Raw genomic sequence first — 10,828 nt, 5'->3', positions numbered from 1 at the left:
CGATCGCCTGTTATTCTCCCCCCCTGGACGCGGCGGGAAATTCCGTGGCGGGATTATTTTTGATCGAGGAAATGGCGCGATCGCTCGTTCTCAGCCTGTTTGACTGACGGAAGGAGTCGTCCGGGGCGATCGCACGGACAAACCGGGAATGGTCAGTTGTACGGGCTGCAAACTCTTTTCCGAAATCGCGGTATTTTGACGGTTGGGAGTGCCGGAAAAAATCTCTTGATTTATCATTTCCCGTATCAATTCTTTATTGTTTGAACACATTGATGTTGTCGGGCCGTCGAAACGCTGTCAATCCCGAATTGGAGATCCTCCGAAGTCCCCGGGAACCTGGCGATCGCGAAACCTACGGCGAAAAACTTCGGCGGTACAAACCGACTCGGGAAATCTGTGGGAACCCTGCCGCGCCTCGTCCGAAGCGATCGCGTCGATGTCAAAAAATATGACAATCTTAATCAGATTCTCGGCTTCAGGAAAGGGCAACATCAAAGTCTGAAATATGAATCCCGGTGATTGGTGCGATCGCCGGGTTTTTTGTGCCGATAACCCTGACTTATCAATCCAGATGCTCCAACTGGTGTACACTAAGATCGAGATTTCTGTAACTGTCTGGATCTATCCATGTCTGAAGCCGGTCTTCCTCCGAATCAGTCCCCATCCGAACCGATTCCAGAACGTCGCGCCGAGCCGTCAGAGGAAACACCTGATATCGCCCGACCTCGGGAAGCCGTCCGGCTCCCGCAAGTGTCCGACCCTTGGGATGATGATTGGGAGACGGTCAATTTTCCCAACGCGATCGCGATCGACCAATTGCCGGTGGTGACAGACTCGGACGATGGGTCCTCCCCGACTCCGGAACCCGACCCCCGGACGGCGGGGGAAGCGACGGAAGCAACGGCGGACAATTCCCAGACCCCCCTCATTCAAGCCCTCCACACCTGCAACCGCGACCTGATCGATCGCATCGCGGAACTCGAGGAAGAACTCGAAGGCTGTCACAGACGCTTGCAAGAACAGGACGCCCAGATCGACCGACAAGGCCGGGAAATGGGTTTCGCCCGGGAACAGGTGACTCGGCTGTTCCGAAAGCTGGAGGTCGCCAACCGCGTCATTGAGCAACAGCAGGTTTTGGTGGAAAACCTCACCCACCAGTGGGATACCAGCCAAACTCGGATGGCGCAGATGGAGCGAGAGTGCGCCGCCGCCCAACAGCGCTACAATGAACAGTGCCACGAATTGATTCGGACTCAAAATACCTGCCAGGAATTGCGATCGCGCCTGTACCGCCAGCAGCGCCACACCCTGCAATTCAAGGCGGCCCTGGAGCGAGCTTTGGAAATGCAGTCGCACTCCCCCTATGGGGACTCGCAGCGGACGACATCCCCCTCCCCAACTGCGGAGGCGGAAGGCTCGGCAACTCCGGCGGAACCGCAACCTCCGGCATCTTTTGTCCTCCATCCCCCGACCCTGAAACTCTCCAAAGCGTCGCCGGTCCAACCTTGGTCTTGGCAACTGTCCCATCACCCCGACGAGGGGTCGGAGGAGGGGGCAAGATCCGAGGAAACGCCCGGGGAGGAGAATCAAACGTCCTCTGGGAGGGAGAAAATTGTGGACTCCGAAAGCCCACCCGCAGCAACGGCCGCAACGGCCGAGGAAGGGGAGTCGGGGGCGATCGCTCCCCCGGTCGCCGAGACTTTCCCGGAGGAGCCGCCGGTGGAAGAATGGCCGCGACCGAGATTTGTGGAAGAGGAACTGGACCGCATTCGCCTGGAATATGCGGCCTCTCCCCCCGAAACTGAGGATGCCGTCGGGGGCGGGGTCGATTCCGAGGGAGAACGGGAGGAACGGGAGGCCAATTGGCCGGCACCGTTGATTTACCCCCAGCGTCGCCGGAAGTTGCAGTCTCTTTCGGCGATTCAGTTGCCGAGGTTCTCGACATCTGCGGTGGAGGAAAAGATCGAATTTTGACCCCCGCCGTGTAATTCGAGCAGACCGGTTGTATCCAACAGGGTAAATTGGGAATCGAAACAACCGCGCAGGGTTCTCAAAAGGTAAGGATGGCGAATTGCAGTTGGGTGGGATGCAGCCCTCCGAAATTGATTGAAAATTGGGCAAGACTGCATCGATAAAAACACCCAAAAAGGCGATCTTAATTGCGGCCTTCAGCCTCTTTTTTGATCGCTTCCAGGGTATTTTTTAAGCTACTTTCATAGATATTATAAAATATAGCCCTGCTGGGAGTTGAACCGGGATCGACGGCGACTTGGTGTTGAATCCTGACTTGTCTGGAGGAAATGGGTTGAATGGTCCAGGTTCCCTGCAGCGATCGCAAATCTCCTTCCACTAGCTTGAAGGCTATTTGTTGAGGGTAGGTTTCGACATTGGCGATCCGAACTCTGATCCTTTTATCGACGATGATCGCCCGGATTTGGTACACCAATTCAAAAACCTTTTGATTGCCTTGTGTTGTCAACAGTTGACTGTCGATAACGGTGGGCATGAATCGGGGAAAGTTCTCGTAATCCGTCAAAACTTTCCAGGCGGTATCGGCAGAGGTATTGACCAAAATTTCCCCGGTATATCGGCCATTTTCTCCGGTTAAAAATGCCCCCGAAACTTGTCGCGCCTGCCCGGAATCAGCGGCTGGTTTCGAGTCCGCAACTCGTCCTTTAAAGAGGGTAAAATTTAAACTCAATGCGACCAGTAAAATGGTCACAAAATGACGCTTATTGGGGAAATCAAAATTAGACGGCATCGGCTCTCAACTCAATTTTCATGGGTTTTCATGATTCTAGCAAAAAAGTCAGTCCAAAACCGTTATCTGGGAAACGGAAAATTCGACGGTGCAAAATGTGGGAGAAAAGAGATGGGAGAAAACTTGGGATATGGCGAAGGATTTGTGGGACTGACTCTCTACAGCCGTGTGAATTGATTCGCGACCATTTAATCCCCGCGCCGGCCAATCACAGCCCCCAAAATTGGAGGTTGGGGCCGATACCATTGAAAAATGGTGGCCGATTGTTATCTACCTGATGAGATTGAAAACTGCTATAATGGCGCCGTCGGTGTCCCGTGGTGAGGAGTCAACAGGTATGAAACTATTTCGAGTTCTGACAACTGCCGGTTCCGCGATCGCGATCGCGGCTAATCTCATCTTTGTCGGCCCCGCCTCCGCCGACGGTTTCCCCGACAATCCCAATCCGATTCCCCACAAGCGGGTCCCCCACAAGCGGACCCCCCCCACCGACGAATGCCGGCAATATCCCGTCCATCCCCGACCCCAAACGCGATACCATCCGGAACCGGACTTCCATGAACCTCACCCCGTCCGAGATGATCATCGTCCCATCGAGAGGGACTACACCCTACGGCCGGTCATCACCTACCGGGACTATTATCGAAATCCCGATCTCAAACCTCCCATCATCGAACCGCCGGCGACCTTGATGGATAGGCAGGCGATGAACATGGATTCCGAACGGGTTTTTGTGGTTTTGATTGTCCTCATTTTGTGGTTTATTTGGGGGCCAGGTTTTCGCACCAAAAAAGATAGCAAATAGCGTTTGGCAAACTAATCGAACCGTATTTCTACGGAATCTGCCCTTTGCTCTGATGGCGATCGCCCGTAAATTCAACAGTTTTCATTTTCCATTTCCCTTGCTAAGATAGGAATGTGTAGATAGATGAATGTGGATGCTCCCTAATCCATAAAACCCCGCCCCGCGTGAGGGACGGGGAGTTTTTTTTGGAAAGGAGAACTCGTCTCCTATCAAATCCGGTTATCCCCTCCTCAACCTCCCCAATCATCGACCGATGATTTAAGCGGGTAGGGGTCCCTGGCTTGCGCCCTCCGGAATTGATTCCCAAGCGGTCTCGATATCCAACTTGATATCAGACAGACTCAACCGGAGTCGGTTCCCAAACCTCGCCGTAGTTTTGTCGCAATTCTTCCCAGGCTTCCACCTGTCCGGGCTCGTATTCTCCGGGTTTCCCCCACTGCAGGAATGCACTCAAAGCGACGGAATCTTCCCCATCGACGAAGCGAATCGCATAGGTCGTGAAATTTCCCCGCTTCGCTTCTCCCGTTTCAAATTTAACCGTTTTAATTCCATCCATATTCAGGTGAAATTCAAACAGATCGGCGTGCATATTGGCATATTTCCCCTTGGGCAATTCTGCATAAAATAGTTTGGAAATTTTGCCTTTCACTTCCAGAACCGCCGCGCTGCTGGTGACGATCAGACGCAACGTCCCCAATTTTTCGCACGCTTCCAAAAATTCTTTTAAAGTTGCCATTTTGTCAATTTATCGATTTTTCCACTGGAATTTTACCACCCAGACTCCCTCATTTTTCATGGCGTTCGTAGGCGGCGACGATGCGCTGGACTAGGGGATTTCGCACCACGTCCGCCTGGGAAAATTCGCAGAAGGCGATCCCCTCGATATTTTGGAGGATTTTGAGGGCGACGGTGAGCCCGGAGGATTGGTGGAGGGGGAGGTCGGTCTGGGTGATGTCCCCGGTCACGACCATGCGCGATCGGTATCCCAGGCGGGTCAGGACCATCTTCATCTGGGCCGGGGTGGTGTTTTGGGCTTCGTCGAGGATGACGAAGGAGTTGTTGAGGGTGCGTCCCCTCATGTAGGCGATGGGTGCGACTTCGATGACGCCCCGTTCCATCAAATTGCTGGCCTTTTCAGGGTCGATCAATTCGTAGATGGCATCGTAGAGGGGGCGCAGGTAGGGGTTGACCTTCTGCTGCAAGTCGCCGGGGAGGAACCCGAGGCGTTCCCCCGCCTCCACCGCCGGACGGGTGAGGATCAGGCGTTCGTACTCGTCGGCGAGGAGGGCTTGCAGGGCGAGGATGGCGGCGAGGTAGGTCTTTCCCGTCCCCGCCGGACCGATGCAAAAGGTCAGGTCGTGGGTGCGGATCGCCTGGATGTACTGGCGCTGGCGGAAGGTTTTCGCCCGCACCTCCTGGCCCCGGCGGGTTTTGGCGAGGATATCTTGCTGGAGCTCTTGCAGTTTCTCTTCTTGGTGGGTGTTGATGGCGTGGCGGGCGGTGAGGATGTCGGGCCCGGTGATGGTTTTGCCATCTTTCCAAAATTCTTTGAGGGATTCGATCAGGGTCCGGCACAGTTCCACCTGTTTGGCCGTCCCACTGAGCATGACATCTTGGCCCCGCAGGACGACCTGGGCGCCGGTTTGTTTCGATAGGGTTTTCAGGTTGTCTTCTTGATAGCCGGCGAGGGCGATCGCACTTTCGATGCTGGGTAACTGAATCGTGAATCGCTCAGTCATTCAATTGGGTTTGATTGGGTGTTTCCTGTGGGGGTGCGGGGACGATCGCATCCACTTCAATTTCGACCGACATCTGGCGATCGATGATGCCCCCGGCCAGACAAAAAAACTCGGGAAAGCGGCAAGCGATCGCCGCCTTCCATACAAGTTTACTGGCCGTCCCGACGCACCAACCTCCGGGGGGGAGATGAGCGGCGACTTCGGGTCGGACGTTTGGGCGACGGCCGATTCGCGGCTGCCCTCGGGCGACTTTGGGGGGGAGAATCTTCGTAAATATCCAAATAGACGGACTCTCCGGCCACCCCGGCGATCGTGGATAACACGGTGCGAATGGCTTGGATGTTGTGTCCCCAGCGGCCGTAAACCCGGCCCTTATCCTCCGCCTCGAAGGCGAGTCGAATCCAAACTTTCCGCTGGGCGGACGATCGCTCGCAATCGACCCGCAGCGCTTCTGGGGACTCCAAAAACGGTCCGATCAGGAACCGCACCAACTGGGCATAATCAGGATTGGCTGGCGGGTTCTGCGGTGCTGGTGGATTCGGTGGAGACTCCGGATTTGAGTTGTTCAAAGACATTGGCTTTTTGCAGGATGTTACGCACAGTTCGAGTTGGCTGGGCCCCTTGCTGAAGGCGTCGAACAATGCCGGGGACATCCAATCGAGTTTCATCCGTTCTGGGATTGTAAAAACCCAGTTCTTCCAGGGGGCGACCTTCGCGACGAGACAGGCTGTTCATCGCGACAATTCGATAGCTCGCTTCTCGCTTTTTACCGTACCGCTTTAATCTCAGTTTGATCATCTTGAGCTAATGGACTCTCCTTATGGATTGTACGCTATTTTTTCAGTCTGGGACAGAGTGACTGGCACCAGCATCGAAGTGCTGGAATCTAAAATTCTAACATTTTTCCCGCCGGACTCGACCCGGCTCGACCCTCTAAAGCTGCCCGAAACCTTTCTTCTTTTTGGCTTTCTTCTTCTTTTTGCCACCCCCGCCGGGATACCCCCGGAACCCCGCCGGCGGCATTCCGCCCATCCCCGGCATTCCGCCCATCCCCGGCATTCCGCCCATCCCCGGAAACCGGCCCTGACCCATCTGCTGCATCAAGGTTCGCATCCGCTGAAAATCCTTCACCAGGCGCATCACGTCCTGTTCGGCGTAGCCCGCCCCCCGGGCGACCCGCTTGCGCCGCGAGGGGGAATTGGAGAGCAATTCGGGATTTTTGCGCTCCTGGACGGTCATGGAATTGATCATCGCTTCCGATCGCTTCAGTTGCGCTTCCCCGTGCTCCAACTGATCCTGGGAAATCTTGTTCATCCCCGGAATCAGCTTCATCAACCCCCCCAAAGACCCCATATTTTTCATCATCCGGGTCTGCTTCAGGAAGTCCGTGAAGTCGAATTTCGCCTCCAGGATCTTCTCCTGCATTTTCTCGGCGTCGGCGATGTCGAACTCTTCCTGGGCCTTTTCCACCAGCGTCAGGATGTCCCCCATCCCCAAAATTCTCGACGCCATGCGATCGGGGAAGAACGGTTGCAGAGCCTCCACCTTTTCCCCCACCCCAACGAACTTGATCGGGGCGCCGGAAATGCGCCGGATCGACAGGGCCGCACCCCCGCGGCTGTCCCCGTCCAGTTTGGTCAGAATCGCCCCGGTGATGCCGATTTGGTCGTTGAAGGTCCGGGTCAGGGTCGCCGCCTCCTGACCGGTCATGGCGTCCACCACCAACAGGGTTTCGTGGGGCTCAACCGTCTCTTTGATTTGAGCCAGTTCCGCCATCATGTTTTGGTCAATTTGCAATCGCCCCGCCGTATCCACGATCACCGTATCGATCCCCTGGGCCTTGCCGTGTTCGATCCCCCGGCGGGCAATTTCCACCGGGTCCGCGTCCGCCCCGAGTTCAAACACCGGGACATCGATCTGTTTCCCGAGGGTGATCAACTGGTCGATGGCCGCCGGACGATAGACGTCGGTCGCCACCAACAAGGCGGTGCGATTCTGTTTTTTCAAATGCAGGGCCAACTTCGCCGAAGCGGTGGTTTTACCCGTCCCCTGCAAACCCGCCATCAGTACGACCGTCGGGGCTTCCTCGGCTCGGGCGAGGGGGACGTTGCTCTCCCCCATCACCTTGACCAACTCGTCGTGGACGATCTTGACGAACTGCTCCCCCGGTTTCACGCCGGAGACGACCTGGGCTCCCTGGGCTTGAACGCCGACTTCCTTGACAAATTCTTTCACCACCTGGAGGTTGACATCGGCCTCCAGCAGGGCGCGGCGGACCTCTTTGAGGGCGTCTTGAATGTTGGATTCGGTGATTTTGTCTTGGCCCCGGAGTTTCTTCCAGGTGGACTCCAGACGTTCAGCTAGGGCATCGAACATGGTACAGATTTATCGCTCGGCAGTTGGGCAATGTTTTATATCATAGTCGAATCTGAAATCCGACACCATTGCGCGATCGCGATCGCCCGACGGGTTCTCAATTTCGGGCTCAACCAATCTGGCCCCCAGAAACGACCGATTTCCAGTGGAGCGCGCCACCCCAAGCCTTGTGGAGTGAAGACAACTCCCCCGAGTGTCATCAAAGCTGTTGAGAAAGCCCATATGGTGCGTCAAGCGCTAGAGAGCATTCCTACCGTGTATTGACCTGTGCTAGATAAGGGAAGTGGGTAGATTTTGGGTAGCGGTAGCCGTTACAGCACTTGAATAAAGCGCTGTAATCATTGCTAGATAAGGGTTTAACAAAAATCGGAGCGGCGGGATTTGAACCCACGACCCCCACTACCCCAAAGTGGTGCGCTACCAAGCTGCGCTACGCCCCGACGTGCTTTGCTAGTATAACACCAAAATTCAAAATTAGTAAACCCCCAAAATTTTGATCGCCGCCAAAAGTTCCGGAACCGCCTCTGGGGGCCAGCTTCCCTCGCAGCGACGCCCGCCGTTGAGGATCAATTGCAGGCTGTAGGCGTGGGGGTAGCCCTCCACCTGCATCCACAGGCGATCGCTTTCGGCTTCGCAGGCGATCCGCTCCTCGTCCATCAACTCCGCCGCCATGGACGCCACGGCGTCCGCGAGTTGTCCGGACAGGCGACAAAAATCCTCCAACTCGGCTTCCGTCAATTCGATCGCCCACCCGTCGCCGCCCACCAATCCCCGGTACTCGGGCGCCTGGGGATTCCACCCCAACCGCCAACCCACTCCGGTTTTGAGAATTTTCTCCATGTTCCAATTAAGGCAGCAACAATTCTGCGTCCCCCGCCTCGGGAAGGGGGGGAAAGGGGGCGTCCGAATCGTCCGAAGAGTCCGGCGGGGGAGGTTCGGAGCGAGGCGGTTCCGGGTCGGATTGAGCCCGAGCCGCTTCGGGGTTAAAAATACTCACCAGAACGTCAACCAGGGCGTTCCGTTCCTCCCGGCTCAGGGTCCGGATCGCCTCCCGGTCGCCCTGCATCGGATTGTCCCGCAGCGAGGTCGCGCTGGGGTACTGTTCCTCTCTCATCAACTCGTTCGCCCCCAGATAGTCCGCCAGGGTCAATTTCCAGTCGAACCGAAATTGGGGGGGACGGCTTTGGACGTAGAGATGATAGCGGATCAGGCGATCGATCAGGGTGTTGTCTGCGGCGAGTTCCCCGGTATCTGCGGAAACGTAATTATTTTCCTCGGGGAGGTCTGGTAAACGCTCGTAAACCTGTTTCCAGACATCTCTCACCCGCAGGGGAATCTGTTGGGCGACCCGGGTTTGGGGGGACTCGGGAAACAATTCGGCCCGTCCCGGAGTGGGAGCCGTCCCCGCGATCGCCCCCCATACCAACAGACTCGCCATCCCCAGGATAACGAGTCGATTTTGTCGCCATTGTCGTCGAAAATTTGGCCGTCTCATGGCAACGAAATCATTTAGCGATCGACAATAATTTCCGGCTGGGTCAACTCGTCGGACATCTCCACGATCGCCCGCAGCACCGGTTTCATCAAATTTTCGTCCATATTGTCGAAGTCTTCGTAGCGGCACTGTTTGGCTCGTTTGGCGACCTGAACGGTAATTTTGTAACGGTTGGATGCGGCACTGACCAAATCTGCCGCCCGCCGGGTCATTTCCGTGGAGTCGATATTGGAACGCTTCTGCATATAAGGTGAAACTCCGCCTGATTTGTCGATATCATCTTTCCATTCTAACCCATCGTGAGGTATCGAATCCCCACACCCCACCCCCCACACCCTTATTCTCGACCTGAACTTTTTCACCCTTTTGCCCTTGGGGGCGATCGCATTTCGCCGGCGAACTCCCCAACTCCTGAACTTATTCCCATCGACGAATCTGCATAAATTGGGGACACTAGATAGTATCAGTGGAGATGGAGTCACTGGAATTTCCCAAAGGAGGGCAGGGATCATGAAAACCGTTCTCGTCGTCGAAGATAATCCCATCAATTGGAAGGTATTTGAACGAATTTTGACCCGAAAAGGTGGAATGGCGGCTCATCACACCGAAGACGTGGAAACGGTGCTGCAAATGGCGACAGCGAAAGAGGCCGACCTGATTTTGATGGATATCTACCTCGCCAACAGCTATTACGAGGGAAAGGCGATCGATGGCCTCAAAATCACGCAAATGTTGAAAGCAAATCCCAAAACGGCCGATCTGCCCATTATTTTGGTGACGGCCCAGGGCGGCGATCGCGATCGCGAGTATTTTCTCGCCCAAAGTGGTGCGGACGGTTACATCCCCAAACCCATCACCGATCACAAAGCCTTTGTCGAACAGATCAAAGCGAAACTTCCCGCCGAAGCGTCGGTAAAAATCTGACGGACGGGGGCGAGGCGATCGCCGGTGAGGAGACTTTTTTAAACAGAACAAGCATCTATTATTTTATGTTTCGGCGAACATGAGTATTTCCGACCGATTGACCTTACAAAAAGAAGCGGCAAATCCCAGAACCCCCCCCGCCCGCCTGGAAGCGATCGCCCACAAAAGTACGGACTTGGGGCGGCTCGTCGCCAACAACCCCAACGCCCCCGGCGAACTGCTGAAAAAACTCGGCCGCAGCGAGGATATCGCCACCCGCAATCTGGTGGCACAAAACCCCAACACCCCCCTCTCGACATTATTGGAACTGTTAGAAGAATTTCGGAGAGCGGTGATGAATAACCCCAGTTTCGTCCGCTTATCTGCGGAAAAAATGGGGGCCGGCGATCGGCCCTCTCGGAATGAGGGACTCGGGAGTCGGAAATGAAAAGTGAAAAGTGAAAAGTGAGATTTGATATCAAATCCGGTTATTTGGCTACACTATAGCAGTTGTCTGTCTGCTGCGATACGGTTCGATCCCCCATTATCCCCCCTGATCTCCCCCCTGACAAAGGGGGGGTAGGGGGGGATGGGGACTTCGAGTCAACCGGCATACCTCATCAACTTGAAAAGTGCCGTAACTTCCCAATCATCTGAATATGATTTTCGCTGTTATAGCGCTGCTAGAGGGGGTGTAGGGTGTAGGGTGTAGGGTGTAGGGAGGGGAAATTCCCTCGACATCAGGGTTT

The 10,828-nt window shown here is 55.4% G+C and carries 16 protein-coding genes and 1 tRNA gene; 5 read left to right on the top strand and 12 right to left on the bottom strand.

Annotated elements, in window-relative coordinates:
• The first annotated feature begins 44 nt into the window (after positions 1–44).
• Complete coding sequence (locus LKE08_RS29245) at positions 45–107, top strand: hypothetical protein (RefSeq protein ID WP_375341402.1); 63 nt, start codon at positions 45–47, stop codon at positions 105–107.
• On the opposite strand, the gene LKE08_RS06325 is transcribed toward LKE08_RS29245, so the two are convergent.
• Positions 91–237 carry a hypothetical protein gene (locus tag LKE08_RS06325; RefSeq protein ID WP_324703357.1) on the bottom strand — a complete coding sequence of 49 codons (147 nt, stop codon included), beginning with the start codon at positions 235–237 and terminating at the stop codon, positions 91–93. The two genes, LKE08_RS29245 and LKE08_RS06325, sit on opposite strands and share 17 nt — an antisense overlap.
• Before the next feature lie 60 nt (positions 238–297).
• Positions 298–492, bottom strand: coding sequence for a hypothetical protein (locus tag LKE08_RS06320; RefSeq protein ID WP_324703356.1), 195 nt, complete (start codon positions 490–492; stop codon positions 298–300).
• 135 nt (positions 493–627) lie between these two features.
• Between LKE08_RS06320 and LKE08_RS06315 the strand changes: the two genes are divergently transcribed.
• Positions 628–1,974 carry a hypothetical protein gene (locus tag LKE08_RS06315; RefSeq protein WP_324703355.1) on the top strand — a complete coding sequence of 449 codons (1,347 nt, stop codon included), beginning with the start codon at positions 628–630 and terminating at the stop codon, positions 1,972–1,974.
• A gap of 181 nt (positions 1,975–2,155) precedes the next feature.
• Here the strand turns inward: LKE08_RS06315 and LKE08_RS06310 are convergent, their stop codons facing one another.
• Positions 2,156–2,722, bottom strand: a complete 567-nt coding sequence (locus tag LKE08_RS06310) for an SRPBCC family protein (protein ID WP_324703354.1) — start codon at positions 2,720–2,722, stop codon at positions 2,156–2,158.
• Between the two features lie 376 nt (positions 2,723–3,098).
• Between LKE08_RS06310 and LKE08_RS06305 the strand changes: the two genes are divergently transcribed.
• Complete coding sequence (locus tag LKE08_RS06305; RefSeq protein WP_324703353.1) at positions 3,099–3,566, top strand: hypothetical protein; 468 nt, start codon at positions 3,099–3,101, stop codon at positions 3,564–3,566.
• A 331-nt stretch (positions 3,567–3,897) separates the two neighbouring features.
• On the opposite strand, the gene LKE08_RS06300 is transcribed toward LKE08_RS06305, so the two are convergent.
• From LKE08_RS06300 to LKE08_RS06260, 9 genes are all read right to left on the bottom strand, one after another.
• On the bottom strand, positions 3,898–4,302 hold the full coding sequence (locus tag LKE08_RS06300; protein ID WP_324703352.1) for a ChuX/HutX family heme-like substrate-binding protein: 405 nt from the start codon (positions 4,300–4,302) through the stop codon (positions 3,898–3,900).
• Between the two features lie 49 nt (positions 4,303–4,351).
• The gene (locus LKE08_RS06295; protein WP_324703351.1) at positions 4,352–5,305 is read right to left on the bottom strand and encodes a PhoH family protein; all 954 of its coding nucleotides are present in this window, start codon (positions 5,303–5,305) and stop codon (positions 4,352–4,354) included.
• A 149-nt stretch (positions 5,306–5,454) separates the two neighbouring features.
• Positions 5,455–5,793, bottom strand: a complete 339-nt coding sequence (locus tag LKE08_RS06290) for a KH domain-containing protein (protein ID WP_375341401.1) — start codon at positions 5,791–5,793, stop codon at positions 5,455–5,457.
• Positions 5,794–5,806: 13 nt separating this feature from the next.
• Complete coding sequence (rpsP, locus tag LKE08_RS06285; protein ID WP_324703349.1) at positions 5,807–6,103, bottom strand: 30S ribosomal protein S16; 297 nt, start codon at positions 6,101–6,103, stop codon at positions 5,807–5,809.
• A gap of 135 nt (positions 6,104–6,238) precedes the next feature.
• Entirely contained in the window at positions 6,239–7,681 is a 1,443-nt protein-coding gene (gene ffh, locus LKE08_RS06280) for a signal recognition particle protein (RefSeq protein ID WP_324703348.1), read from the bottom strand.
• A gap of 366 nt (positions 7,682–8,047) precedes the next feature.
• A tRNA-Pro gene (locus LKE08_RS06275) sits at positions 8,048–8,121 on the bottom strand.
• 34 nt (positions 8,122–8,155) lie between these two features.
• Positions 8,156–8,521 carry a DUF1818 family protein gene (locus tag LKE08_RS06270; RefSeq protein ID WP_324703347.1) on the bottom strand — a complete coding sequence of 122 codons (366 nt, stop codon included), beginning with the start codon at positions 8,519–8,521 and terminating at the stop codon, positions 8,156–8,158.
• Positions 8,522–8,528: 7 nt separating this feature from the next.
• The gene (locus LKE08_RS06265) at positions 8,529–9,176 is read right to left on the bottom strand and encodes a hypothetical protein (RefSeq protein WP_324703346.1); all 648 of its coding nucleotides are present in this window, start codon (positions 9,174–9,176) and stop codon (positions 8,529–8,531) included.
• Positions 9,177–9,190: 14 nt separating this feature from the next.
• On the bottom strand, positions 9,191–9,421 hold the full coding sequence (locus LKE08_RS06260) for a DNA-directed RNA polymerase subunit omega (protein WP_324703345.1): 231 nt from the start codon (positions 9,419–9,421) through the stop codon (positions 9,191–9,193).
• A 265-nt stretch (positions 9,422–9,686) separates the two neighbouring features.
• On the opposite strand from LKE08_RS06260, the gene LKE08_RS06255 reads away from it, so the two are divergent.
• On the top strand, positions 9,687–10,100 hold the full coding sequence (locus LKE08_RS06255; protein WP_324703344.1) for a response regulator: 414 nt from the start codon (positions 9,687–9,689) through the stop codon (positions 10,098–10,100).
• 79 nt (positions 10,101–10,179) lie between these two features.
• Positions 10,180–10,527 (top strand): hypothetical protein, encoded by a 348-nt coding sequence (locus tag LKE08_RS06250; protein ID WP_324703343.1) that lies wholly within the window; start codon positions 10,180–10,182, stop codon positions 10,525–10,527.
• Positions 10,528–10,828 lie beyond the last annotated feature (301 nt).

It is taken from the genome of Lyngbya sp. CCY1209, from assembly GCF_035615495.1.
Taxonomy (GTDB): domain Bacteria; phylum Cyanobacteriota; class Cyanobacteriia; order Cyanobacteriales; family Microcoleaceae; genus Limnospira.
This window is presented reverse-complemented; position numbering and strand designations above follow the sequence as displayed.

Bases quoted from the DNA above. Each gene is read 5' to 3' on its own strand.
- LKE08_RS06325 (WP_324703357.1), bottom strand. From the start codon at position 237: ATGATAAATCAAGAGATTTTTTCCGGCACTCCCAACCGTCAAAATACC.
- LKE08_RS06320 (WP_324703356.1), bottom strand. From the start codon at position 492: ATGTTGCCCTTTCCTGAAGCCGAGAATCTGATTAAGATTGTCATATTT.
- LKE08_RS06315 (WP_324703355.1), top strand. From the start codon at position 628: ATGTCTGAAGCCGGTCTTCCTCCGAATCAGTCCCCATCCGAACCGATT.
- LKE08_RS06305 (WP_324703353.1), top strand. From the start codon at position 3,099: ATGAAACTATTTCGAGTTCTGACAACTGCCGGTTCCGCGATCGCGATC.
- LKE08_RS06300 (WP_324703352.1), bottom strand. From the start codon at position 4,302: ATGGCAACTTTAAAAGAATTTTTGGAAGCGTGCGAAAAATTGGGGACG.
- LKE08_RS06295 (WP_324703351.1), bottom strand. From the start codon at position 5,305: ATGACTGAGCGATTCACGATTCAGTTACCCAGCATCGAAAGTGCGATC.
- rpsP (WP_324703349.1), bottom strand. From the start codon at position 6,103: ATGATCAAACTGAGATTAAAGCGGTACGGTAAAAAGCGAGAAGCGAGC.
- ffh (WP_324703348.1), bottom strand. From the start codon at position 7,681: ATGTTCGATGCCCTAGCTGAACGTCTGGAGTCCACCTGGAAGAAACTC.
- LKE08_RS06270 (WP_324703347.1), bottom strand. From the start codon at position 8,521: ATGGAGAAAATTCTCAAAACCGGAGTGGGTTGGCGGTTGGGGTGGAAT.
- LKE08_RS06265 (WP_324703346.1), bottom strand. From the start codon at position 9,176: ATGAGACGGCCAAATTTTCGACGACAATGGCGACAAAATCGACTCGTT.
- LKE08_RS06260 (WP_324703345.1), bottom strand. From the start codon at position 9,421: ATGCAGAAGCGTTCCAATATCGACTCCACGGAAATGACCCGGCGGGCG.
- LKE08_RS06255 (WP_324703344.1), top strand. From the start codon at position 9,687: ATGAAAACCGTTCTCGTCGTCGAAGATAATCCCATCAATTGGAAGGTA.
- LKE08_RS06250 (WP_324703343.1), top strand. From the start codon at position 10,180: ATGAGTATTTCCGACCGATTGACCTTACAAAAAGAAGCGGCAAATCCC.